This window comes from Bradyrhizobium monzae (genome assembly GCF_021458635.1).
In the GTDB taxonomy this organism is placed as follows: Bacteria; Pseudomonadota; Alphaproteobacteria; order Rhizobiales; family Xanthobacteraceae; genus Bradyrhizobium.
In genome coordinates, this window is sequence record NZ_JAIRDQ010000001.1 from 1,123,763 (window position 1) to 1,147,168 (window position 23,406).

21 protein-coding genes are annotated in these 23,406 nt (G+C 64.4%); 4 read left to right on the forward strand and 17 right to left on the reverse strand.

All coding sequences use genetic code 11. From position 1 onward, the window contains the following. Positions 1-136 precede the first annotated feature (136 nt). The 5 genes from K3F49_RS05540 to K3F49_RS05560 all read right to left on the reverse strand — a co-directional run bounded on the left by K3F49_RS05540 (position 137) and on the right by K3F49_RS05560 (position 8,724). Complete coding sequence (locus K3F49_RS05540; RefSeq protein WP_234679878.1) at positions 137-2,656, reverse strand: M56 family metallopeptidase; 2,520 nt, start codon at positions 2,654-2,656, stop codon at positions 137-139. After that, a complete protein-coding gene (locus K3F49_RS05545) occupies positions 2,653-3,045 on the reverse strand; it encodes a BlaI/MecI/CopY family transcriptional regulator (RefSeq protein ID WP_148753097.1) in 393 nt (130 codons plus the stop codon). Before K3F49_RS05545 ends, K3F49_RS05540 begins: the two co-directional genes overlap by 4 nt. Before the next feature lie 306 nt (positions 3,046-3,351). Next, positions 3,352-5,004: an NAD-dependent malic enzyme gene (locus K3F49_RS05550; protein WP_346657299.1), complete on the reverse strand. Its 1,653-nt coding sequence runs from the start codon at positions 5,002-5,004 to the stop codon at positions 3,352-3,354. A gap of 279 nt (positions 5,005-5,283) precedes the next feature. After that, entirely contained in the window at positions 5,284-6,282 is a 999-nt protein-coding gene (locus K3F49_RS05555; protein ID WP_234679879.1) for a tripartite tricarboxylate transporter substrate-binding protein, read from the reverse strand. 102 nt (positions 6,283-6,384) lie between these two features. Further along, on the reverse strand, positions 6,385-8,724 hold the full coding sequence (locus K3F49_RS05560; RefSeq protein ID WP_234679880.1) for a mechanosensitive ion channel domain-containing protein: 2,340 nt from the start codon (positions 8,722-8,724) through the stop codon (positions 6,385-6,387). 232 nt (positions 8,725-8,956) lie between these two features. Between K3F49_RS05560 and K3F49_RS05565 the strand changes: the two genes are divergently transcribed. Beyond that, positions 8,957-9,580 carry a hypothetical protein gene (locus K3F49_RS05565; protein ID WP_234679881.1) on the forward strand — a complete coding sequence of 208 codons (624 nt, stop codon included), beginning with the start codon at positions 8,957-8,959 and terminating at the stop codon, positions 9,578-9,580. Between the two features lie 607 nt (positions 9,581-10,187). On the opposite strand, the gene K3F49_RS05570 is transcribed toward K3F49_RS05565, so the two are convergent. The 8 genes from K3F49_RS05570 to K3F49_RS05605 form a co-directional block, all read right to left on the reverse strand. Next, positions 10,188-11,117, reverse strand: a complete 930-nt coding sequence (locus K3F49_RS05570; protein ID WP_234679882.1) for a polyphosphate kinase 2 family protein — start codon at positions 11,115-11,117, stop codon at positions 10,188-10,190. Then, the gene (locus K3F49_RS05575) at positions 11,077-12,096 is read right to left on the reverse strand and encodes a branched-chain amino acid ABC transporter permease (protein ID WP_234679883.1); all 1,020 of its coding nucleotides are present in this window, start codon (positions 12,094-12,096) and stop codon (positions 11,077-11,079) included. The genes K3F49_RS05570 and K3F49_RS05575 overlap by 41 nt, the downstream gene beginning before the upstream one ends. Further along, positions 12,093-12,974 (reverse strand): branched-chain amino acid ABC transporter permease, encoded by an 882-nt coding sequence (locus tag K3F49_RS05580; RefSeq protein ID WP_234679884.1) that lies wholly within the window; start codon positions 12,972-12,974, stop codon positions 12,093-12,095. Before K3F49_RS05580 ends, K3F49_RS05575 begins: the two co-directional genes overlap by 4 nt. Positions 12,975-12,981: 7 nt before the next feature. Beyond that, positions 12,982-13,686 carry an ABC transporter ATP-binding protein gene (locus K3F49_RS05585; RefSeq protein WP_234679885.1) on the reverse strand — a complete coding sequence of 235 codons (705 nt, stop codon included), beginning with the start codon at positions 13,684-13,686 and terminating at the stop codon, positions 12,982-12,984. After that, the gene (locus K3F49_RS05590) at positions 13,686-14,456 is read right to left on the reverse strand and encodes an ABC transporter ATP-binding protein (RefSeq protein ID WP_234679886.1); all 771 of its coding nucleotides are present in this window, start codon (positions 14,454-14,456) and stop codon (positions 13,686-13,688) included. The genes K3F49_RS05585 and K3F49_RS05590 overlap by 1 nt, the downstream gene beginning before the upstream one ends. A gap of 16 nt (positions 14,457-14,472) precedes the next feature. Then, a complete protein-coding gene (locus K3F49_RS05595; protein WP_234679887.1) occupies positions 14,473-15,783 on the reverse strand; it encodes an ABC transporter substrate-binding protein in 1,311 nt (436 codons plus the stop codon). A 91-nt stretch (positions 15,784-15,874) separates the two neighbouring features. Then, positions 15,875-16,579 carry an NUDIX hydrolase gene (locus K3F49_RS05600; protein ID WP_234679888.1) on the reverse strand — a complete coding sequence of 235 codons (705 nt, stop codon included), beginning with the start codon at positions 16,577-16,579 and terminating at the stop codon, positions 15,875-15,877. Positions 16,580-16,608: 29 nt separating this feature from the next. Then, complete coding sequence (locus K3F49_RS05605; protein ID WP_234679889.1) at positions 16,609-17,634, reverse strand: ABC transporter substrate-binding protein; 1,026 nt, start codon at positions 17,632-17,634, stop codon at positions 16,609-16,611. Between the two features lie 139 nt (positions 17,635-17,773). On the opposite strand from K3F49_RS05605, the gene K3F49_RS05610 reads away from it, so the two are divergent. Continuing rightward, positions 17,774-18,223, forward strand: coding sequence for a cupin domain-containing protein (locus K3F49_RS05610; RefSeq protein ID WP_234679890.1), 450 nt, complete (start codon positions 17,774-17,776; stop codon positions 18,221-18,223). A gap of 9 nt (positions 18,224-18,232) precedes the next feature. Here K3F49_RS05610 and K3F49_RS05615 read toward each other — a convergent pair whose 3' ends face one another. The 3 genes from K3F49_RS05615 to K3F49_RS05625 all read right to left on the reverse strand — a co-directional run bounded on the left by K3F49_RS05615 (position 18,233) and on the right by K3F49_RS05625 (position 20,530). Next, on the reverse strand, positions 18,233-18,760 hold the full coding sequence (locus K3F49_RS05615; RefSeq protein ID WP_234679891.1) for a hypothetical protein: 528 nt from the start codon (positions 18,758-18,760) through the stop codon (positions 18,233-18,235). A gap of 163 nt (positions 18,761-18,923) precedes the next feature. Continuing rightward, positions 18,924-19,712 (reverse strand): ABC transporter permease, encoded by a 789-nt coding sequence (locus tag K3F49_RS05620; protein WP_234679892.1) that lies wholly within the window; start codon positions 19,710-19,712, stop codon positions 18,924-18,926. Continuing rightward, complete coding sequence (locus K3F49_RS05625) at positions 19,712-20,530, reverse strand: ABC transporter ATP-binding protein (RefSeq protein ID WP_234679893.1); 819 nt, start codon at positions 20,528-20,530, stop codon at positions 19,712-19,714. The genes K3F49_RS05620 and K3F49_RS05625 overlap by 1 nt, the downstream gene beginning before the upstream one ends. 119 nt (positions 20,531-20,649) lie before the next feature. Between K3F49_RS05625 and K3F49_RS05630 the strand changes: the two genes are divergently transcribed. Both K3F49_RS05630 and K3F49_RS05635 read left to right on the forward strand, forming a co-directional pair. Continuing rightward, the gene (locus K3F49_RS05630; RefSeq protein WP_234679894.1) at positions 20,650-21,432 is read left to right on the forward strand and encodes an ATP-binding cassette domain-containing protein; all 783 of its coding nucleotides are present in this window, start codon (positions 20,650-20,652) and stop codon (positions 21,430-21,432) included. Then, a complete protein-coding gene (locus tag K3F49_RS05635) occupies positions 21,429-22,988 on the forward strand; it encodes a glycine betaine ABC transporter substrate-binding protein (RefSeq protein WP_234679895.1) in 1,560 nt (519 codons plus the stop codon). The genes K3F49_RS05630 and K3F49_RS05635 overlap by 4 nt, the downstream gene beginning before the upstream one ends. Positions 22,989-23,016: 28 nt before the next feature. On the opposite strand, the gene K3F49_RS05640 is transcribed toward K3F49_RS05635, so the two are convergent. Continuing rightward, positions 23,017-23,394 (reverse strand): rhodanese-like domain-containing protein, encoded by a 378-nt coding sequence (locus tag K3F49_RS05640; protein ID WP_234679896.1) that lies wholly within the window; start codon positions 23,392-23,394, stop codon positions 23,017-23,019. Between the last annotated feature and the right edge of the window lie 12 nt (positions 23,395-23,406).

Sequence of the window (23,406 nt, forward strand, 5' to 3'; positions counted from 1 at the left end):
GCTTGCGAGGGCCTCGCCGAATTCTCCGGGCCCGCGGCCGGCTACCTAATGTAATGTTACGTATCGTAGCGCTCGCGGCGGGCATGCGCAAGCCGCGATTGGTGCAATCGCGGCGACGTCCTGGCGCGCCGCGCTGCTAGAAATTCGGCCCGAGCGCGATCTTGGTGATCGTTCCGTTCCTGACGCCGATGCGCCATTCCGCCGAGCCGTTGGCGAACTGGGCGACATAGATGTCGCTGTCGAGCGCAGTGACGCCGCGGAACGAAACCGCGCGCAACGCACCGAGCCGCGCCACGATGGCCTGGTCGAACGGAAGCTGCTGACGCGTGATGTTGGCGACTTCGGTCGTCATGTGGTCGTAGTCGGGCTGCCCCTTGCCGATGCCCTCGATATATTGCCGCAGCATCGCCTCGCCATTGGCGATCGGGACAGCGCGACGCGACGCGCGCCCCGGCCGTGCCGCGACGTTCGAGGCCTCGACATTGTGGAAGCGCGTCTGCCGGCCCGGCACCAGGATCTCCATGCACTTCCCGGACTTGTCGGCGATGATCCATGGACTGTTCACGGTGGTCAGCGTGGCCCAGGTCATGTCCGACCTGACGACGCTCTGCGCCTTGTGCTGGCCGTTCGCGTCGAGATTAAAGACCTGAATGTCGCTGTCCGTTTCGTTGTAAATCATGATCCTGATCGGCGAGGTATCGGCGCGGCCGCGCACGCTCGCCTCCTGCGAACAGGAAACGATGCCGCCGAGCTCGTCGTTGCCGTCGGGCCGGAAGATGACGTCGCCGGCCTTGCCGTCGGGTTCGAGCAGCACACGGAATTCCGCGGTGCCGTTCTCGAACTTGGCACCATAGATGTCGTAGCCGCCGGGCCCGACGCCGCGGAAGAAGATCGACTCGACGGCACCGAGCGCCGCGAAGGTCGCACGCAATTCGTCGACCCGGCGGTGGATGCTGGCGGCGAGCGGCGCGCTCATCCGATCGTAGCTCGGCGTGCCGCGGCGCAGATCCTCGATCCCTTTGAGGACCACCTCCTTGCTGCCCGCAGCCGGGACCTGCTCCCTGAACCTGTCAGGCACTTCCGCGAGGCGGCGCGCGAAGTCGGTCTCGATCGCCTGGGCCTGCGCTGCATCGATCCGCTGCGCGAGGCGGGCGCCGGAGGTGGCGTTCTGGACCAGCACGCGGGAGACGCCGGCGGCATCATCGCGCAGGAAGATCAGGAGATGATCGCCATGGACGGAGAAGGCGTCAGTGCCCTCGGCGAGAACCGGCGCGCGGCCCTGCCCGGTCTCCTCCACTTGCAGACGATCGCCATCGCGCCGCACGGTGAGCACGCGGTTCGGCGCGATCTTGTACCAGCCGACATATTGATCGACCGACACCGGCTCAGTGGCCGGCGCCGGCATCTCGGCAACGCGAACGGCGCGCACGTCGCGGCCATTCATGCGCAACGTCAGCTCGGACGAGCGACGCTCCGCATCGACCTCGAACGTGATCTCACCGAACGATGCCGCATAGGACGCCGTGCCGTCGTTGGCGACGGTGATACGCAGCCTGCGTTGCCCGGTGAGCTGCCCGTAGATGTCGTCGCCCTCGCGGAAGACGGCGAACACCGAGGCGGGGCCCATGGCGTAGAAATTGACGAACGGACGGTAATGCTGCGCCGGTACATCACCGAGATCTGCGCCGGCGGCCACCGGATCCGGCGTGCGATAGGCGATCATTCCGGCCGACACGACCACGACAGGCACGATCGCCGCCGCGATCCACAGCCGCTTGCGCCAACCGACCGTTGCGGGCATGGCGGCGGCCGCGATGATGCGTTCGACCCGCGCGCGCACGGTCGACGCCTGCGCCATCGCAAGCTCCATCGGCCGCGGCTTCACGGAGGCCGCGACGTCGAGCAATATCTCGGCGTAGGACAGCCGGTCGTCGATCATCTCGATCGCCCGGGCGTCGCTGATGATCTCGGCAAGCTCGGCAAGCCGCGCGAGCTGCCACCAGGCAAACGGGCTGAACCAGAACACCACGCGGTTGAGCGAGGCGAGCAACAGGACGTAGAAATCGCGATTGGCGACATGGGCGCCCTCATGGGCGAGTACCGCGAGGCGCTTCTTCGCGTCCCAGCCGAAAAACTGCGGCGGCACCAGGATGGTCGAGCCGAAGGTGACGGGGCCGCCGACGTCGCGGCTGACGCGCACATCGGCATCGATCATCTCACGGCTCTTCACCGGCTTCGCCGCGCGCGCCAAACGCCAGGTCAGGCAGAGGCCGATGGCCAGCCGCAGCAGCAACAGGCCGGCGACGCAGGCATAGACGGTGGTGGCGACCATCCACCAGTCGATTGAGACACCCCGCTTCACCATCGGCGCGATGGCTGCAGCGGACGCGATCGGCAAGGACGGCTGCGGTCGCTCGAGCATCGCGAAGTCGGCCGGCCACGCTTCCTCCGGCACCGGCACGGACAAAGGCATCCGGTCGATGGTGAGCGTCGGCCAATGCATCACGAACGGCATCGCCAGCGATGCCAGCAGCACGACCACCCACGCCGTCATGTGGACGTGCGGATTGCGCACACGAAACAGGATGAGACCGATCCAGACGACGCCTCCCAGCGCGAAGGAGCGTAACGCCGCCTCAGCCAGAGCTGCGATCATTCTTTCTTCACTCCCCTCGCCTTCTTCGCCTTGGCCACCTGGTCGGCCAGCGCACGCAATTGCTGCTGGTCGAGCATCGCATTGTCCACCATGCCGACGAGGACCTCCTCCATCGAGCCGTTGCAGAACCAGTCGACGATGCGCTGCACCGCCTTGGCCGCAACGCGGGCCCGCTCTTCGGCGGCGTGGTAGACGTAGGTGCGTCCGTCCACGGTGTGGCGAGCATAGCCCTTTTCTTCCAGCCGGCGCAGCACCGTCCGCACCGTCGATTCCTTCAGGCGTCGCGATAGCCGCTCGCGCACGATCTCGGCCGTGACCGGCCCATGGGCCCATACCAATTGCATGACCTCGTGCTCGAGATCGCCCAGGTCGGGCAAACGATCGTCCATGGTGGCTTACCTAACATCTTGAGATTCTTGTAGCGCTACGGACCGTCGCACATAAGGCAACGGCAAACAACGGCGATTCCACCGGAAATGGTGGCGTGGGCTGACCTAACGAGGCGCGCTGCGACCCGCGAGGGCGGTGCGCTCCCTCTCCCGCTTGCGGGAGAGGGTTGGGGTGAGGGTGTCTCCGCAGTGGGACTCCCCAAGAGGATAGAGCCCTCACCCGGCGCAAGTGCGCCGACCTCTCCCGCAAGCGGGCGAGGTGACCGAACCTGCCGCCGGATCGAGTCAATCAAAAGTCATCAGGCGTCAGTACTTCGGTTCGTACATCTGCGACTGGACCAGGCCCTTGACGTCGTTGGGCGCAGGTCCGTCGGCGAGCCCGCGCTGATAGGCGACATCAGCGACGGCTGCCGCGATGCGGGCCGAGACCTCCCGGATGCGGGGCAGCGCGGGATAGAGGCTGCCCTGATCGAGATCCTCCTTGCCGACGCAATTGGCCAGCGTATGGGCCGCCGCCATGAACATCTCGTCGGTCACGAGCCGCGAGCGGCTGGCGATGACGCCGAGGCCGACGCCGGGGAAGATGTAGGAGTTGTTGCCCTGGCGCGGCACGAAGGTGCGGCCGTTGAGCTTGACCGGATCATAAGGACTGCCGCAGGCGAACAGCGCGCGGCCCTCGGTGTAGCGATAGGCATCCTCTGCCGAGCACTCGGCCTTCGAGGTCGGGTTGGACAGCGCGAACACGATCGGCTGCTCGTTGAGTTCGGCCATCGCCTTGAGCACCTCGGGCGTGAAGGCGCCACCGACCGCGGCAACGCCGATGATCGCCGTCGGCTTCAACGTCTTGATCGCGGTGAGGAAGTCGGCGATCGGCGCCTGATCCTTATGCGCATAACGGAGCTTGTGGCCGTGCAGGCCATCGCGGCCGCTGACGACGAGACCGCGGGAATCCACCAGCCACGCGCGTCGAAGCGCATCGGCTTCCGTTGCGCCCTCCGCCATCATCGCGGAGACGACGAGATCGGCGATTCCGGTCGCAGCCTCGCCGGCGCCGAGGAACAGGATGCGCTGATCCCGGAGCTTGCCCCCGCTCACCCGGAGCGCCGAAAACAGGCCGGCGAGCGCAACTGCTGCGGTGCCCTGAATGTCATCGTTGAAGACACAGGCTTCATCCCGGTATTTGTGCAGCAGCTTGAACGCCGAATGGTTGGCGAAATCCTCGAACTGGATCAGCACATCGGGAAACGTCTTTCGCGCGGCCGTCATGAACTCGTCGACGAAGCTGTCATAGGCCTCTCCGGTGAGCCGTCGCTCGCGCAGACCGAGATAATAGGGATCGTTCAGCAGCTCTTCGTTGTTGGTGCCGACGTCGAGCACGACCGGCAGGCACTGCTCGGGATGCACGCCGGCACAAGCCGAATAGAGCGAAAGCTTGCCGACGGGGATTCCCATTCCGTTGGCACCGAGATCGCCAAGTCCCAAAATGCGCTCGCCGTCGGTCACGACGATGAGTTTTGCGGGATTGGGCCAGTTCTTCAGGATGTCCGCGATCTGGCCGCGATCGCGCGAGGAGATGAACATGCCGCGCGGCCGCTGGTAGATCAGTCCGTATTTCTGGCAGGCGAGCCCGACCGTCGGCGTGTAGATGATCGGCTGGATCTCGTCGATATTATCGACGACGACGCGGAAGAACAGCGCCTCATTGCGGTCATGCAGTGCGTTCAGCGCGACGAATTTTTCGAGATCGGTCGGCAGCGTGCGCAGATTGGTCAGCACGCGCTCGACCTGGGTCTCGATCGTCAGCACACAAGGCGGCAGCAGGCCGCGCAGGCCGAGCGTATCGCGCTCCGCTTCCGTGAAGGCCGTGCCCCGGTTGAGCAAGGGATCGCGCAGCAAGGCCATGCCGTGTGCGGAATCGGACGATGTCGGATGGATGCTGACCGGAGCAGGTCTATTCACGAATTCCCCCAGGGAGTTTCTTATTGAAGGGCAGGCATTGTCGGCCAGCGTTCCATCGAGATCAAGGACGTTGCCCGTGGGGCCGCGATTGTGATCTCGCACCGCAGCGAGATTTTCTTTGCGCACGACGGAGCGTTAACTCTCACCCCTCATGGTGAGGAGGCGCGTCAGCGCCGTCTCGAACCATGAAGGCCCCCGATCTCGCCCGCGGCACATCCGTCGAGACGGCCGCTCCGCAACCTCCTCAGGATGAGGAGCAATGCTTGTGGCGCCGTTTAGCTATTCCGGCTTGATGTCCGCGGCCTTCACGATCGGCCACCATTTTTCGGTCTCGGCCTTCTGGAAGGCGCCGAGAGCTGCGGGCGATTGCTGGTCCGCCGGCGGAATCTCCTGGCCCAGTTCGGCAAAGCGCTGCTTGACGGAGGGATCGGCAAGCGCCGCGACGATGGCTGTGTTGAGCCTTGTGACGATCTCCTTCGGCGTGTTCTTCGGGGCCCAAATGCCGTGCCAGTAGGAGATGTACAGGCCCGGCAGCCCCGCCTCGTCGACGGTCGGAATGTCGGGCGCGGACGCGAGCCGCGTCGGCGACGTCACCGCGAACGCCTTGATCGCCCCGTTCTTGTATTGCGGCAGCGAGTTCGAGGCCTGGTCGAACATGATGTCGATCTGGCCGGCGACGAGATCGATCATGGCGGGCCCCGCGCCGCGATAGGGCACGAACTGGAAGTCGGTGCCGGTCTTCTCCTTGAAGAAGACGCCGGCGACATGCGCGCCGGTGCCGGCGCCGGCCGTCCCCGCGGTGGCCTTGCCGGGATTGGCCTTCAGCCACGCAATCATCTCTTTCAGATTGTTGGCCTCGAGCGACTTCCGGCCGACGATCAGCTGCGTGCCCATCGCGACCAGCGCGACCGGTTCGAAATCGGCAACCACGTCATAAGGCAGCTTGAAGATTCCGCCGTTGAGCACATGCGTGCCCCAATGGCCGATGGTGATGGTCGTGCCGTCAGGCGTTGCACGTGCGACGCGGGCGCCCGCGATGCTGCCGGACGCGCCAGCGACGTTCTCGACCACGACCGTCGCATGCAGCTCGGCTGCGATCCGCTCCGACAGGATCCGCGCCAGCGTGTCGGTCGGCCCGCCGGCCGCGAACGGGACCACCAGCGTGATGGGACGGGAGGGGAACGGCTGGGCGTCGCCGGGTGCGCTCCACGCGACACATCCGATCAACGCACACATGACGATTACATGACCGCGCAATCCGGCCCACAGCCCCCGCATCACCTGCTCCCAAGCTTCTTGTCGCCCGCATGTCATCAGCGGACTGGAGGGTGAGTGAACGCTGCCGCGTGGGCGGAGGCAAGCCGGAAATTTGCGGCGCCGCTATCCCGCAGCCCGCCGCGGCGTCAGGTTCGTGGCGACATCGGCCGGTGGCGCGACGTGCATCAAAATCGTTTGGGTCGCGGATGCGACCTCGATGCCGTCCTGCTGGAAACGCTGTTTCATGCGGCGGTTGAACTCGCGCTGGACCGGCCAGCGGCCGGCCTCGGTGCAGCGGATCTGCCCGACGATCGACACCATGGCACCGTCGACCTTGTCGATGCCCCAGAGATCGAGATCGCCGCGGATCAGCGGGCGGAATTCCGTCTCGCGGCGCATCTCATCGACGATATCCTTGAGAATCTGGCCGGCGCGGTCGGTGTCCTCCTTGTAGGCGACATTGACACTGACGGAAGCATTGCCCGCGCCACGGCTGGCATTGGTGATGGTCGTCACCGCGCTGAACGGTACGATGTGCACGGCCCCGTCGCCGGCACGCAGGCGTATCGTACGAATGGAAACGTTCTCGACCACGCCTGACAGGCCCGACACGCTGACGGCATCGCCGACCTGGACCGTGTTCTCCAAAAGCAGGAACAGGCCGGTGATGAGATCCTGCACCAGTTTTTGCGAGCCGAAGCCGATGGCAATGCCGACGATGCCGGCGCCCGCGAGCAGCGGCGCGACATTGACGCCGATTTCGCTCAGCGCCGTGAGCCCGACGACCGTGGCGATCAGGCACAGCAGCGCCGTGCGCAGCATCGGCTGGAAGGTGCGCAGGCGTGCCGCGCGGGCATAATGTCCGTCGCGCGACAGCGTATTGATCTGCCGGTCCAGCAGCGCATTGCTGGCCTCCCAGATCGCCGCGGCGATGGCGACGGCAACGCCGATCGTGGCGACCGCCGCGAGCAGCCGGCTGCCGATCTGGCCGCCGTAGAACCAGACGATGGCATCGACGCCCCAGACCTCGAGCACGGCCACGAAGCCGATGAAGGCAATCACGCCGGAGACGATCTTGCGCAGCAGCGGCAGATAGCGGTTGGCGCGGATCTCCAGTCCCGGAAAGCGCTGAAGGATTTCAGGCTGGATCCGGAAGCCGCGGTCGATCAGGCTCAGCGTCACCATGATCGCGACCCGCGTGATCAGCGCCACCGCGATGGTGCCGACGAAATATTGCAGCAGCAGGGAATAGCCGTTGCGGATGTTGAGCGCCCAGACCGCCCACAGCGCCAGATCGAGTGCAATGGCCAGATAATGCCAGCCGCCGGCGATGCGGTTGCGCAGGCGCGCCGCAAGCCCCAGCCGGTCCGCAGGCGCGCGGATGGCGTCGGCGACCTGGCGGCGGCATTGCAGGATGATGACGACGACGAAGAGATGCACGACCAGCATCACCATGCGAATGAGCGCGGCATAGCCGGCGCGATGCAGGCCGAGCAGCAGCGCCACGTTGGCGAACGCAATGCCGGTTACGCCGACGGCGACGATGCGGCGGGCCCAGATCTCGACATAGGCTGCCGTCTCTGCGCGCACCGGAAACAGGCCGAACGGGCCGGCCAGCGCACGGACGACGCAAATGAGCCCACGCGAGAGCGCGTAGGCATTGACGACCGCGAGGATCACGAGGCGGACTGTGGCGGGCTCGCCGATCTCCGTTCCAAGCAGTGCGGTTGCGATGCTGACGAAAACGATCACCGGAAGCAGTTCGAGCAACAGCCGCCCCAGCACGAAGGGTAGCCGCAGCAACAGCTGCCAGACGCGCGCGAGGCTATGCCGGCGCTTGTGCAAGTCCGGCGAACGGGTGACGTCGGCGACCGATGACGGCGGATCGGCAACGGGCAGCACCCCGACCGGCAGGTGCGCGGTCTGCGGCACACGTGCTTCGAGGAAGCCGACCGGACGCCGGATCAGGCGGACAATCACCCATTCGGCTGCAAGCGCGCAGCCGAACACCAGCGCCAGCTTCCAGGCAATCTCGATCAGGAGATTATAAGCGTCGGGATCATTCGCGGTCTGCACGATCCAGTAATAGAACGCCGGGAAATGCGTGAGCGTCCGCGCCATGTCGGCGACATCGCGCGAGATCTCGCCGATCTCCTCCGACACCGTCAGCAGAAGCTGCGCGCCTAGGCCGTCAGCCGACAGCGGGATCGGTGACTTCTGCTCGGGCGCGGGTGCCGGCTGCTGCGGACCGGACGCATTCGCGATCGCGCGCAGCGTATCGATCATCTGCGCGCGCTTCTTGTCGTCCTGAAGCGTCTCCAGCGCCCGCCTGGCCTCGTCAGGCGACAATGCGGCCGCGCCATTGGCGGCCGGCGCAGGCGGCTCTGCGTAAGCGGGGGAGAAAGACGAGATCGCGGCCAGGAAGAAGGCGGCGACAAGCGCCGAGACAAGCTTATGCGACACGCGGATTCCCCAAATAAATGAAAATGCGCCGGCGGAATCGGGACCGCGCGAAGCACTGCGTCATGCCGGATGGTGGCTATTCGCCCCGATCATGTGTCGGAAGTTTGCCGATCAGGCGACCATCTCTTGGCATTTCCTTTGGCATTTCCCGCAACGCAGATGTGATGGAACCGCGTCATGGCCAGTGTCGCCAAAGCATGCGAGATTGCGGGTGGGAATTCGGGGGCATCACATGACAGATTTCGATCGGCGCCGGCTCGTGCTTGCGGGAGCTGCGATTGTGCTCGGCACGCGATCTGCGGCCGCACAGAGCGGACCCCCCTTCACCTATCGCGGCATCTCGGTCGACACCAGCGCCGCGCGGGGCCAGCCTGATCTCAAGGAGATCGTCGCATCGCTCAAGCATCAGATCGACATCGTCGTCGAATGCGGCGCGAAGCCTGGGATCATGACCTTCTTCAAGAGCCAGCCGGTCTCGGTCAAGCCCGGACAGGGCGACGGCGGCGGGCATTTCACGTCCAAGGTCGAGGGCGTCACGGTTGACGCGGCGGTCGTTGCGCCGGAGAAGCCGGTGCTGTTGCACGAGCTGCTCCATGCCTATCATTTCCGCGTGCTGCCGGACGCGCTGCAGAATCCGGACCTCGTCCGCTTCTACGGCATAGCCAGGCAGAACGAGCTTTACCCGCCGGACTCCTACGTGCTGAAGAACGTCCAGGAGTTCTTCGCGGTGACCGGGAGCCTCTATCTCTGGGGCAATGTCGACCGCCCGCCCAACAACCGTGCCACGCTGCACGAGAAGCAGCCGGTGTATTATCAATGGCTCGGTGATCTCTTCGGCGTGCAAAAGAAGGCATAGTTGCGGTCAGCCCAAAACGCACAGCGCCGGGCAGGTAGGGGCTCTGCCTTGCTGATGCAGCCCACTAAACCTTGACCCGGCGTGCCGTTCGCGGTTTCTGCCGCTATGCGATAGTCCGAACGAGCTCCATCGCAATTAACGCGGCTGGATTTGCGGAGGTGGCGTCATAGACCTCCCCTTGCTCATGAAGTGGACGTTACGCGTCGCTTGTTTGCGACCACCTGCATGCTCCTCCCCCGACATAAAACTGTCAAGCGGGATCGATGGCCTTCAAATCACATTTGGCGACGCGTTCCCTGTTGTTCCCGCGACAGATTGCGCGCATGAGACAGCGGAATTAATCCCTCTCGGCAGCGTTGGTGTGAGCGCGCATATTCGCCTCTCCATTTTTGAAAGCGCCGCGAGATCCTCAACACGCCCATCACGGCACTGTCGCGATGGTGACATCATGCCCGTGTTTTGCCCGACGGGTCAAGCGAATTTCTTAAAATCCGAACATACATCGCGATCGCCAGCAAGCCATTGCTTCCATTAACGCGGGCGACTGTGCATGGGGTTGTTTTCAAGTTTTGCCGACGACGGCGGCCACGCGGGCTTTTTCCTCCCGTCACTTTCCCCGATTCTTGTCCCCCTTCCCTTCCTTCTCCAGCGCCTTGCGCACGTTGTCGAACTCCGCCGCCGAGGCTTTGTCGGCACGGGGAAAGCGCAGGTCCAGTTTCTCGAGCTCCGCGACAATGACGGAGCCGATCACCACGCGGGCAAACCATTTGTGGTCGGCGGGCACGACGTACCACGGCGCGTGCGGCGTGGCGGTGTGGCGCACGATGTCCTGATAGACCGCCTGGTAGCGCGGCCACAGCGCGCGCTCCTTGATGTCGTCCATCGAGAATTTCCACTGCTTGGCCGGCTCCTCCAGCCGGTCGAGAAAGCGCTGGCGCTGCTCTTCCTTGGAGAGATTGAGGAAGAATTTCAGCACCAGGGTGCCGTTGCGGCAGAGATGGCGCTCGAACGCGGAGATGTCCTCGAACCGCTCCTTCCAGATGCTCCGGCTGACGAGCTTTTGCGGCAGCTTCTCCTTGGCAAGGATCTCCGGGTGCACGCGCGTCACCAGGCATTCCTCGTAATGGGAGCGGTTGAAGATGCCGATATGGCCGCGCTCCGGCAACGCGATGACATGGCGCCAGAGGAAATCGTGATCGAGCTCCTTGCTGCTCGGTGCCTTGAACGAGGACACCTCGCAGCCCTGCGGATTGATGCCCTCGAAGATCGCCTTGATCGCGCTGTCCTTGCCGGCGGCATCCATGGCCTGGAACACGATCAGCACCGACCAGCGGTCTTGGGCATAGAGCTTCTCCTGGAACGCGACCAGCCGCTTCTTGTTGGCGTCGAGAATCTCCTGCGCCGTCTCCTTGTCCAGATCGCCCTTCTCGTTGGTCTTGTAGTTCTTCAGGTGAAACTTGCCGGACCCGTCGTGCCGGAACGGCGTGATGTAGCGGTCAAGTTCCTGGGCGAGCGGTTTGGACGGCTTTTTGCTCATGGGCGCGGGGCACCTTGCGTTGCGGCTTCAATCGGTCGAGCAGGCTACCAAGGATGCCCTTCGGAAGGAATATGATGAAAAGCACCAACAGCACGCCGTAGACGAGGTTGTCCCAGCCGACCGCCCTGGTGCCGAAGCCGATGCGCAGGGTTTCCGCGAGCAGGATGGTGATGACGGCGCCGACGGTCGGACCGAGCGAGACGAACAGACCGCCGACGATGGCGGCGAACACCATCTGCAGCGACACCGCGATGCCGGAGACGGTGTCGGGCGTGATGAACATCTGATACTGGCAATAGATCGCGCCCGCCAGCGCCGTCATCACGGCGCTGATCAAGGTGATCTTCAATTTCTCCGCGGTGACGTCGACGCCGGCGGCGGCAGCCGCGTCCTCGTCCTCCGAGATCGCCTCGAGCGCGTAGCGGCTCATGCTGCGATCGATCAGATGCCAGACGACGATGCCGCCGAGCCACACCGCAAGCGCGATCAGATACCAGGTGATCTTGTCGTCGAACTGCAGCGCGAGCAGCTTGTTGCCCGAGGCCCGGTTCGGCGTATAGCCGAGCGAGCCGCCGGTATAGTCGCGCGTCGCGGTGATGATCTGGAGCACGATGCCGGAGAGCGCGAGCGTCACCAGCACGAAGTAATGTCCGGTGATGCGGAAGCGGAAACAGGGATAACCGACGATCAGCGCCAGCGCGCCGGCCGCGACCATGCCAATGGGAATTCCGATCCATGGCGACAGGCCGAGATGATTCCACAACAGCGCGGTGACATAGGCCCCGATCCCCATGAAGCCGCCATGCCCGAGCGAGACCAGGCCGAACCGCCCCATCATCGACCACGACGTGTAGGCGAACGACCAGATCAGGATCAGTACCAGAATGTGCAGATGATAGGGATCGCGATAGACGAACGGCAGCGCGACCAGCGCGGTCAGTCCGATCCCCCAAGCTACGAGCCGGCCCTGCCCCATCATCGCCGCCTCGCGAGCAGGCCCGCGGGCCGGATGAACATCATGACGATGAAGAAGGCGAAGGCGAGCACGTAGCCCCATTCGAGATCGGAGAACAGGCCGCCGAGCGAGATGATCTCGGCAAACACGAAGGCCGCGATGAAGCCGCCGATGAAATTGCCCAGGCCTCCGAGCACGCAGATCAGGAAGGTGATCGGCCCGAAGGAGAGGCCGACGAAGGGATGCACGTCATACTGCAGCACCAGCAGGCAGGCGGCGAGCCCGGCCAGCCCGCCGCCGATCGCGGACGTGATCAGATAGATGCGCTTGGTATCGACGCCCATCAGCGCCATGATCTGGCGGTCCTGCGAGATGGCGCGGATGGCGGTGCCGGTAAAGGTCCGCGTCATGAACAGATAGACCGCGACCATGCCGACCAGCGCCGCCAGGAACGACAAGAGCCGCGCGTAACTGAAATGCATGTCGCCGAAGGCGAGCACCGGGAGGCGGATGCCGAGGTTGAGGAAGTCGATGCCGAAGGCGACGGTAGCAAAGCTCTGCAACACGAACAGCACACCACCGGTTGCAAGCAGCTGGTTGATCGGCGGCGCCGTCAACAGCGGCGCGATCACGAGATAATGCAGCAACGCGCCGAGGATCGCGACCAACAGGATGGTCAGTGGCGCCGCGATGAAATAGCTGACGCCGTAATACTGGACCATGAAATACATGGCGTACATGCCGATCATCACGAGCTCGGCGTAGCAGATCCAGGTCACGTCGATAACGCCGAAGATCAGGTTCAGCCCGAGCGCGAGCAGCGCCAGCACGCCGCCGAGCAGGATGCCGTTGATCACGGCTTCCAGCAGATAAATGTCGAAAATGTCCAGGAACGCCTGCATATGCCCCTCACACCCCGAGATACGCTTCCTTGACCGTGTCGCTCGCCAGCATCTCGGCCGATGTGCCTGAGGCGCGGATCGTCCCGGCCTCGATCAGATAGGCCCGGTCGACCACGCGCAGCACCTGCTGCACGTTCTGCTCGACGATCAGCACCGTCAGGCCGCGGCTGCGGATCCGTTTCACCAGCTCGAAGACCTGCTGCACCACGACCGGCGCCAGCCCCGCCGATGGTTCGTCGAGCAGCAGGAGTTTTGGATTTGACATCAGCGCGCGGCCGATCGCGCACATCTGTTGCTCGCCGCCGGACATGGTGCCCGCCATCTGATGGCGGCGCTCCTTCAGCCGCGGAAACAGGTCGAACACAACCTCCAGCCGCTCGGCGTATTGCCCGCGCGCCTCCTTCATGAAGGCGCCCATCTTGAGATTGTCGTCGACGGAGAGCTGCGGAAACAGCCGCCGGTTCTCCGGCACATGCGCAATCCCGAGACTGACGATCTTGTGAGGCGGCGTCGCCAGCACCTCGGCACCTTCCATCGCGATCGACCCGCGCGAGGGACGGATCAGGCCGGAGATGACGCGCATCAGCGTGGTCTTGCCGGCGCCGTTCGGACCGATCACGCCTACCGCTTCACCGGCCTTCACGTCGAGATTGACGTCGAACAGCGCCTGGAACGTGCCATAGCCGGCATTGACGCCGCGAAGCTCCAGCATCATTGGCCTCCCGCGCGGCGGCGCGCTTCAGCGGCCGCGGCCTGCGTGGTCTCGGCATCGGTGCCGAGATAGACCTCGATGACGCGCGGATCGCCAGCAACCGCACTCGGCAGGCCTTCCGAGATTTTTTCGCCGTGATCGAGCACCATCACGCGGTCGACGACGCGCATCAGCACGCCCATGATGTGCTCGACCCAGATGATGGTGATGCCGAGTTCGTCCCGGATGTTGCGCAGCATGTCGGCGGCCTGGCCCATCTCGGCCTCGTCGAGACCGCCGAGGCTTTCATCGGCAAGCAGAAGTTTTGGGGCGGTGGCGAGCGCTTTCGCGAGCTCGAGCTTCTTCAGCCCCGCCGCGCCGAGGCCGTCAACGCTGGCGTGACGATCGGTCGGCAAACCCACCATCGCGAGCGAGCGCTCGGCCGCCTCCTCGGCCTTGACGCGGCTGTGGCGGCCTTGGCCGTAGAAGCCGGCAAGCGCGACGTTCTCGAAGATGGAGAGGCGGCGAAACGGGCGCGGGATCTGGAAGGTGCGGCCGATGCCCCGGTTGATGATCCGGTGCGGCGCCAGCCCCGCGATCTCCGAGCCATCGAGCAGGATCGATCCGGCGCTCGGCGCCAGCGTGCCGGAGAGCATGTTGAAGATCGTGCTCTTGCCCGAGCCGTTGGGACCGATCAGGCCGAGGATCTCGCCCTGATCGACCTTGAACGACACGTTGTTGACAGCGGTGAAGCCGCCAAACCGCTTCACCAGCCCGCTGACCTCCAGCACCGCCCCGGCTCCGCCGCTACTGGTTGCTGTAGGTGGTGCCCTTCGGCAGCGGCAGCACGGCTTCGCGCTGCGCCTGGCTCTTGGGCCACACCACCGAGGACTTGTCGTCGATGTACTGGATCACGACCGGGAACGAGCGCTCGTTCTGGCCCGCCATCGGTGTGCCCTCGCCGTAGAACTTGACGCCGAAGCCGAGCATGGTGCCGCCCTCCGGAATGTCGGTATCGAGCGACGCCTTGCGCAGCGCCTCGGGATCGACCCCGCCATACTTCTTGATCGCGCGCGGCAGGACGTCGTCCATGAACACGTAGGTGTTGGATGCCCCGATACCGACATGGGCTGAGCGGATGGCAACGCCCGGCTTGATCTTGTCGAACTCCTCGCCGACCATCTTGATGACGGGCGCAAGCTTCGGGTTCATCGTCTTCTGGTTGGCGAGCCAGATCGAAATCGGATCGGTGTTGAAGATGTAGCTCGCGTCGGCGCCCATCCCTTCCTTCAGTTTCTCGTAGACGCCGTAGCCGGCGCCGTGGCCGACGAGGGCTGCAAACTTCAGGCCCTGCTCGCGCGCCTGCCGCAGCAACAGCGTGATGTCAGGGTTGTAGCCAGTGTGGAAAATCACGTCGGGCTTGGCGCGCTTCAGCTTGGTCACCAGCGCGGAGAGATCCGGCGCGGTCGCCGAATAGCCCTCCTTCAGCACGACGTTGAAACCCGCCTTTTTCGCTCCGGCTTCGTTGCCCTTGGCGACATCGACGCCATAGGAGCCGTCTTCGTGGATGATGGCGACGCGGAGGTCTTTTGGCTCCTTGCCGAGCTTGCCTTGCGCGTTCTGCGCGATGAAATCCATCGTCATCGCACCGAATTGGTCGCCGCTCGCCTGTGGGCGGAAGACGTATTTGTAGTTCTTGTCGGCGAACACGGCAGACGAGATACAGGTCGTCATCCACATGAACTTCTTCAACTGCTCGACGCGGGCGGCAACCGGCACGCATTGCGCCGAGGAGAAGAAGCCGAGCACCATGTCGACCTTCTCCTGCTCGAGCAGGCGGACGGATTCGTTGATGGCGACGTCGGGCTTGCTCTGCGCGTCCGCGTAGACCGCTTCGACCTTGTAGCCCTCGACGCCTGTCTTGCTGAAATGATCGAGGATGATCTTGGTGCCCAGGTATTCGAGCTCGGAGCCGCCGCCCGCCAACGGGCCGGTCAGGTCGAAAATCACGCCGATCTTGATCTTCTTGTCTTGGGCCTGGACCGAAACGGTCAAGCCCATCGCGGCAATCGCGATCAACAGCCCACGTACCAAACGGGCAGCCATGCGCAGGCGCATCTAAACCTCCCTGGACGATTGTGCATTGCGTTTTTGTTTTTGCTTTTCGCCCATCACATGGGCTCGGCCGCGCGATGTCAAGCCTCGCGCGTCAGCGCGAGGCGAACTGCTGCGCAATGAAGGCCGTGACAAATCGCGGCATGGTAGGTGTGAGATCATCCATTCCGCGCACGAGATGGATGGCCGAAAGCTCCGGCTCATCCTGGCGAGCCAGATTGGCTTCAATCCGCGCGCGAGCAGCCTCGCCCGGCATATCCAGGTTGAGGATCTGTATCATTGCAAGTGCACTGCCGGTGACGACACAGTGCCAGTCCGCCTCCGCCGAATAATCAGCGGGGAGCAGGCCGGTCTCCTCCTCGAGCTCGCGAACGACACTGCCGGGAATGTCGAGCGTGCCGTCCCTGACATCGTCGAGATCGGGCGTGCCTGACGCAAAGTAGATGCGTCCCGCGTTGGCCGTGTGATGCGCCATCTCGCCCATCACGAAGGCGCCATCGGAGGTGCGCAGCGCGCCCATGCCGAACCCGTTGAACACGTTCGGATCGGGAAAGCCCCAATCGCGCCAGGCCAGGAAACTGGCGAAATCCGTCTCGAAATAGGTCGCAGCAAGATGACCGTCGGTGAAGACGGCATCCCGCCCGAGCAGAACACGGCCGTTCCAGATTTTCGGCCGCGCGCGTTGCTGCTCGGCGAAATGCGCCTCGATCTCGGCGCGCCGCGCTTCGGCGAACGGCCAGACGACGGGGTGCACGGCAAGATCAAGCGTCGAGACGCGATGAATGGTCAGTGACGTCATGACGCCTGATTACCAAGCCTTCGCGTCAGTTATTTGGCGCTCCCCGTGGTCTTCTTGGCCTGGTCGACAAACTTGTTGGTAAACGTCTTGCTGACGTCGATTTTGGCGTTGGCCACCTCGGGCGAACCGACGCTGAACACCGCCAGCACGGCGTCGGCGCCCTTCGGGTCCATCTTGCCGGTCTCGGAGAACATCGGGATCGTGTTCTTCAGCGCGGCGAGATAAAGGTCCTTGTTCTTGCCGACCATCTCGTCCGGCATCTTGGCCATGATCTCTTCGGGCGAATGCGAATGGATCCAGGCGATGGTGGCCAGCATTGCGTTGGTCAGCGCCTGCGTCTCCTTCTCGTGTCCATTGATCCAGGCCACCGTCGAGTACAGCGCGCCACCCGGATATTCGCCGCCAAAGGTCTCGAGCGTGTCTTTTTGCGTACGGGTGTCGCTGAGGATGCGCAAATCCTTGTGGCTGCCCTGGAGCACCGTGACGGAGGGATCGAGCATCACCGCGGCGTCGATCTGACCCTGCTCCATCGCAGCGACGGCCGTGGCGCCGAGGCCGACGCCGATCACGGCGGTGCCGGCGGGATCGAGCCCGTTCTTCTTGAGGAGGTATTTCAGGAAGAAGTCGGTGGAGGAGCCGGGCGCGCTGACACCGACCTTCTTGCCGGCCAGGTCCGTGACCGATTTGATGTCCCCGGTATGCGAGGGGGCGACGACCAGCACGAGCCCGGGATAGCGGTCATAGACCACGAAAGCCTGCAACTCCTGCTTCTTGGCCGCCAGGTTGACGCAATGGTCGAAATAGCCGGAAACCACGTCGGCGCTGCCTCCGAGCACGGCCTTGAGCGCGTCCGAGCCGCCCTTGAGGTCGACCAGATCGACATTGAGGCCCGCCTTCTCGTATTCGCCGAGCTGCTTGGCCAGCACCGTCGGCAGATAGCACAGGCAGGCGCCGCCACCGATCGCGATGGTCACCTTGCTTTGCGCTGCGGCAAGACCGGTGGTGAGCGTCAGCGCGAGCAACGCGCCGGCGAGCCTGGCAATCGTGTTCTTCATTGGTTTCCTCCGTTCGGCTGGCGGCACCATAGAGCAGCGGGATGGGCTTGAGAAGCACCGCTTAACTGGCACTGGCCATTGGCCTTTCGGCGCAATAGCATGCCCGAATAAGAACAATTCTTGATGGGGAGGATCATCCATGAATCGCCTTGCAATCGGGCTGTCGATCGCCACCGCTTTTGCCGCCGGATGCGGCGCAACCCACCTGCTCCGGCCGGCACTGGCCGCCGAGAGCATCGCCCCGCAGATCATTCATACCAGTGAGATGGAAGGCGACGCGCTGGGCCCTGCGAACAATGTCGGCTATCGGTCCAAGACTTTCATGGTTGCCGATGGTGCCACAGTGTCGATTCAGGTCGGCAATGTGCCCAAGCACATGCATCCCAACACCAACGAGATCCAGTACATTCTGGAGGGCACCGGTACGATCTGGTTCGGCGACAAGGAAGTCACGGTGAAGCCTGGCGACCTCGTCATCATCCCCAAGGGGACGGCGCATGGCGGCACCAAGCCGATCAGCGGGCAGGTCAAGGCGATCGCGATCAAGACGCCGCCGCAGGCGCCTGATGACGTCAAGCTGTTAGACTGAACGTTGAGTTCACATGCCTCGCGAGTCGCGCATCGCCTGCGCGACTTTCGTCGCTTGCGACACTCGTCCGATCTTTGCGCCGGTGACGATCTTTCTTCGACGTGTGCTCGCGTTCGGGACCATGCCTTCGTTCGCGGCAGCGCCGGCAGGAGGATAGGTCGTGAAGTTTGCGGCTCGATGCAGCGCAAGCGCCTTTCGAGCCGCTTCGATATTCGCGGTGCGGGCTGCCATATTGTGAAGACGGCCGAGTTCCTTGTTCAGCCGCTTCAGCGCCGCGGCGAAGACTTGCTTGCGCTCTGATGCACGCTCGACGGTTCCTGGAAAGCTTGCTCCGCGCGCCTCAGCCTTTCCGCGCCCTTCGCGTCGCCGTTGTCGGCCGAGCGTGCGTTCCTTATCGCGCATCTTGCGCAAGCGGGGACGCATGGCTTCGAGTTCAGCCACCTCGACGTCATAAATGGCAGGATGGTGCGTAAAGCGGATCGTCTCATACTCTTCGTGGCTGAGGAGACTGCGCTCGAGCTTGGAAGGGACCGGCATAGCATTCCTCCGTTTGATTTCCTCAGATGAAGGGAGCAGGACCCGTCCAGGTCCAGTGACCAAGTCTACCCGCGGAGGCGTGGGCCCGCCATTGGCCGAATCGAAGATGGTAAAAATCTACCGGCGAAGATGCCGTGCCGCTCGGTCCTAAGCGGCTGCACGCTCAACCGCGTCCATCCGACGTAGTCGGCCGCCACACCAGCAGCCTTCGCTCCGCGAGCGTGACGCCAAAGTCGATGAGGATGACGAAGGCCGACAGCACGAACATGCCGGCAAACACGCCGGCGACGTCGAACACACCTTCAGCCTGCTGGATCAGATATCCGAGCCCTGCGGCCGATCCCAGATATTCGCCGACGACGGCGCCGACCACGGCGAATCCGACCGAGGTGTGCAGCGAGGAGAACATCCAGGACAGCGCCGACGGCCAGTAGACGTGCCGCATCAGCTGCCCTTCGCTCATGCCGAGCATGCGGCCATTGTCGAGCACGGTGCGGCTGACCTCCTTGACGCCCTGGTAGACGTTGAAGAACACGATGAAGAACACCAGCGTCACGCCGAGCGCGACCTTGGACCAGATGCCAAGCCCCAGCCACAGCGCGAAGATCGGCGCCAGCACCACGCGCGGCAGCGCGTTGGCCATCTTGACGTAGGGATCGAATACCGCGGCAACCAGCGGCTGCCGCGCAAACCAGAAGCCGACCAGGACGCCGCTGAGCGAGCCGATCACGAAGGCGAGGATCGATTCCCAGAGCGTGATCGCGAGATGCTTCCAGATCACACCGGAAACGAACCATTTGACGATCTGCTCGAACACGTCGATCGGATTGGAGAAGAAGAACGGCGGCAGCAAAATCTTGCCAAACACCGGCACGGTCGATAACAGCTGCCACAACACGATGCAGACGATCGCGACCAGGACTTGCAGCGCAAGCAACGTCACCCGCGACATCAGACCGCCTCCGCCGCGTGGGTCGATTGCGCGTAGCCCTTCATCACCTCATCCTTGAGCACACCCCAGATTTCGCGATGCAGCGCATGGAAGTCCTTGTCCATCCGCACCTCGAAGATGTCGCGCGGGCGCGGCAACGTCACGCGCCAGTCGCCGATGATGCGCGAGGACGGCCCCGCCGACATGATCACGACACGGTCAGCGAGTGCGATCGCCTCCTCGAGATCGTGGGTGACGAACAGCACGGCCTTGCGGTCGGCGTTCCACAAGTCGAGCAGCAGATTGCCCATGACCTGGCGGGTCTGCGCATCGAGCGGCCCGAACGGCTCGTCCATCAGCAGGATCTTTGGGTCGCGGATCAGCACCTGCGCCAGTGCGACACGCTTGCGCTGGCCGCCGGAAAGCATGTGGGGATAGCGGTTGGCAAAGGCGACGAGACCTACGGAGGTGAGCCATTTCTGCGCATGCGGCAGCGCCTCGGCGCGCGGCGTGCCCTTGATCTCGAGTCCGATCGCGACATTGTCGAGCGCCGTCTTCCAGGGGAACAGCGCATCGGCCTGGAACAGATAGCCGGCATCCCGGTTCAGCCCGGCGAGCGGCCGATCAAAAATCTTGACGCTGCCCGCGGCGGGCTTCAGCAAACCGGCCGCGACATTGAGCAGCGTGGATTTTCCGCAACCGGTCGGGCCGACAATGGCAACGAACTCGCCCTGCGCGACCGCGAGATGGGCCTTCTCCACCGCCGTATAGACCCGCCCGTCCCCCAACCGGAACGCAACCTTGGCATCTTCCAGCGCCACCGCCGTGGGCGTTGTCATGTGTTTCCTCCGAACCCTGGCGATGCCTTAGCCTCTCGCGCGTCCAAGTTCAATCAACCGGCCAAGCGTGCTACGCATGGGGCTGGCCGCCCCCTTACCGTCCCTTGAGCCCACCCGCGATGCCCTCCAAGCTGGCAATCAGCTACCGAAACGTCACCAAGAGCTTCGGCCCCCTCCGGGCCGTCGACGACGTCTCACTCGACATCGCCGAGGGCGAGTTTCTGGCGATCGTCGGCGGCTCGGGCTCGGGCAAGACGACGCTGCTGCGGCTCGCCAACCGGTTGATCGAGGCCGACGGCGGCACCATCACGGTCGAGGGCGAGGACGTCCAGAACGTCGATCCGGTCGCGCTGCGGCGCCGGATCGGCTACGTCTTTCAGAGCGGGGGGCTGTTTCCGCACTTGAGCGTCGCCGACAATATCGGGATCACGCCAAAGCTGCTCGGCGCGCCCGCAGCAGAGATTGCCGCGCGCGTCGACGAGCTCATCGAGCTGGTGCAGCTCGACCGTGCCTCCCATCGCGACCGGCTGCCGGAGGCACTCTCGGGCGGGCAGCGCCAGCGCGTCGGCGTGGCGCGGGCGCTCGCGGCAAAGCCTCGCATCGTGCTGATGGACGAGCCGTTCGGCGCGCTCGATCCTCTCACCCGCGATGCGCTCGGCGAGGATTTTCGCGAGCTGCACCGCAAGCTCGGCCTGACCACCGTGATGATCACACACGACATGACGGAGGCGATTTTGCTCGCCGACCGCATCGCGGTCATGCGCGGCGGCAGGTTGCTCGCGCAGGGCACGCCGTCGGAGCTCTCGACCAGCAGCGACGCCTATGTGCTGGAGCTGCTGCGCACGCCACGGCGCCAGGTCGAGCGGCTGAACGCGCTGCTGCCACAGAGCGGTGCGCCATGAGCCTCCTCAATGATCCGCGCTGGGGCGAGGCACTGTCGCATTTGCCCGATTACCTCGGCAATCATGTGCGGGTGAGCCTCGCCGCGCTCGCGCTCGGCCTCGCCGTCAGCCTGCCGCTCGCGATCCTCACACGCAACCGCCCGGCGCCGCGCGCCATCCTGCTCGCGTTCGCCAGCATCGTGCAGACGGTGCCGGGGCTGGCGCTGCTCGCGCTGTTCTATCCGCTGCTGCTGCTCGCGGCGTCCGTGACGCTCAAATGGTTCGGCGTCTCGTTCTCCGCCTTCGGCTTCCTGCCGGCGATGCTGGCGCTCGCGCTCTATTCGATGCTGCCCGTGCTACGCAACGGCATCACCGGGCTCAACGGCATCGACCCCGCGCTGATTGAGGCCGCCAAAGGCGTCGGCATGACGGAGCGGCAGTCGCTGGTCATGGTCGAGCTTCCGCTGGCTCTGCCGGTGATGATGGCCGGCATCCGCACCGCTGCCGTATGGGTGATCGGCACAGCGACGCTGTCGACGCCGATCGGTCAGACCAGCCTCGGCAATTACATTTTCGCGGGACTGCAGACCCAGAACTGGGTATTCGTGCTGTTCGGCTGCTTTGCCTCAGCCCTGCTGGCGCTCGCCGTCGATCAGCTGCTCGGCCTGATCGAGAGCGGCCTGCGCAATCGCAGCCGCCTGGGTGCCGGGCTCGGCGCGATCGGCATCGCGGCGCTGGTCGCGGCGACACTGGTGCCGACGATGGGACGTACGTCGTCCGGCTATGTGGTCGGTGCAAAAACCTTCGCCGAGCAATACGTGCTCTCGGCCCTGCTGAGGGACCGCCTCCAGGCAGCCGGCCTCTCCGCCACGGCACGGTCCGGTCTCGGCTCGAGCGTGATCTTCGAGGCGCTGAAGGCCGGCGACATCGATCTCTATGTCGACTATTCCGGAACGCTCTGGGCCAACCAGCTGCACCGCACCGACATCAAGCCCCGCGCGGAGCTGGTGACAGATTTGAAGACGGCGCTCGCCAAGGACAACATCACCCTGCTCGGCGAGCTCGGCTTCGAAAATGCCTATGCGCTGGTGATGCCGAAGAAGCGCGCCGACGCGCTTGGCATCCGCACCATCGCCGATCTCGCCGCGCACGCTTCAACGATGTCGATCGCCGGCGACTACGAATTCTTCTCGCGGCCGGAATGGGCGGCACTGCAGAAAGCCTATGGCCTTCAGTTCCGCGCACAACGCCAGATGCAACCGGATTTCATGTATGCGGCGGTCGCCAGCGGCGAGGTCGACGTGATCGCCGGCTACACCAGCGACGGGCTGATCGCGAAGTATGATCTGGTGGCGCTCGACGATCCCAGGCAAGCGATCCCGCCTTACGACGCCATCCTGCTGCTCGCGCCGAAGCGTGCCGGTGACGAGCGGCTCAAGGCCGCGCTGAGTCCGCTCCTCGGCAAGATCGACATCACCACCATGCGCGAGGCTAATTTACGTGCGGCCGGCAACGACGCGACGTCGTCGCCGGATGCTGTGGCGACGTGGCTGTGGCAGAAGGTCGGCGGGCGCTAGGGCGTGCCTCCCTGCGCCGCCGCCCTTGCTACGCCTTCTCGGTCGCCCCTCCGGCATCGACCCAGTCCTTGAAGCCGCCGACGTTGTAGACGTGGCCGTAGCCCATGTCCTGAAGGAGTTTGCCCGCGAGCGCGGAACGACCGCCGGAGGCGCAATAGAGGATCACGGTCTTGTCCTTGGCGAGCGCCTTGTCGTGATAGGGCGAGTCCGGATCGGCCCGAAACTCCAGCATACCGCGGGAGATATTCACCGCCCCCGGAATCTTGCCGTTCTTCTCGATTTCAGGCGCATCGCGCACGTCGAGCACGAGCGCGCCCTTCCCGATCATCTCTTTCGCCTGGGCCGGCGATATCTTCGGCACGGCCGCGTTAGCAGCCTCGAGCATCTGCTTCACGGAAATTGGCAAATTACTTCTCCT

Excerpts from the sequence above, each read along its gene's own strand:
- K3F49_RS05600 (WP_234679888.1), bottom strand. The coding sequence starts at position 16,579 with ATGACGTCACTGACCATTCATCGCGTCTCGACGCTTGATCTTGCCGTG.
- K3F49_RS05620 (WP_234679892.1), bottom strand. The coding sequence starts at position 19,712 with ATGTCGCGGGTGACGTTGCTTGCGCTGCAAGTCCTGGTCGCGATCGTC.
- K3F49_RS05625 (WP_234679893.1), bottom strand. The coding sequence starts at position 20,530 with ATGACAACGCCCACGGCGGTGGCGCTGGAAGATGCCAAGGTTGCGTTC.
- K3F49_RS05585 (WP_234679885.1), bottom strand. The coding sequence starts at position 13,686 with ATGCTGGAGCTTCGCGGCGTCAATGCCGGCTATGGCACGTTCCAGGCG.
- K3F49_RS05635 (WP_234679895.1), top strand. The coding sequence starts at position 21,429 with ATGAGCCTCCTCAATGATCCGCGCTGGGGCGAGGCACTGTCGCATTTG.
- K3F49_RS05615 (WP_234679891.1), bottom strand. The coding sequence starts at position 18,760 with ATGCCGGTCCCTTCCAAGCTCGAGCGCAGTCTCCTCAGCCACGAAGAG.
- K3F49_RS05630 (WP_234679894.1), top strand. The coding sequence starts at position 20,650 with ATGCCCTCCAAGCTGGCAATCAGCTACCGAAACGTCACCAAGAGCTTC.
- K3F49_RS05540 (WP_234679878.1), bottom strand. The coding sequence starts at position 2,656 with ATGATCGCAGCTCTGGCTGAGGCGGCGTTACGCTCCTTCGCGCTGGGA.
- K3F49_RS05575 (WP_234679883.1), bottom strand. The coding sequence starts at position 12,096 with ATGATGGGGCAGGGCCGGCTCGTAGCTTGGGGGATCGGACTGACCGCG.
- K3F49_RS05565 (WP_234679881.1), top strand. The coding sequence starts at position 8,957 with ATGACAGATTTCGATCGGCGCCGGCTCGTGCTTGCGGGAGCTGCGATT.
- K3F49_RS05610 (WP_234679890.1), top strand. The coding sequence starts at position 17,774 with ATGAATCGCCTTGCAATCGGGCTGTCGATCGCCACCGCTTTTGCCGCC.
- K3F49_RS05545 (WP_148753097.1), bottom strand. The coding sequence starts at position 3,045 with ATGGACGATCGTTTGCCCGACCTGGGCGATCTCGAGCACGAGGTCATG.
- K3F49_RS05570 (WP_234679882.1), bottom strand. The coding sequence starts at position 11,117 with ATGAGCAAAAAGCCGTCCAAACCGCTCGCCCAGGAACTTGACCGCTAC.
- K3F49_RS05555 (WP_234679879.1), bottom strand. The coding sequence starts at position 6,282 with ATGCGGGGGCTGTGGGCCGGATTGCGCGGTCATGTAATCGTCATGTGT.
- K3F49_RS05580 (WP_234679884.1), bottom strand. The coding sequence starts at position 12,974 with ATGCAGGCGTTCCTGGACATTTTCGACATTTATCTGCTGGAAGCCGTG.
- K3F49_RS05595 (WP_234679887.1), bottom strand. The coding sequence starts at position 15,783 with ATGCGCCTGCGCATGGCTGCCCGTTTGGTACGTGGGCTGTTGATCGCG.
- K3F49_RS05605 (WP_234679889.1), bottom strand. The coding sequence starts at position 17,634 with ATGAAGAACACGATTGCCAGGCTCGCCGGCGCGTTGCTCGCGCTGACG.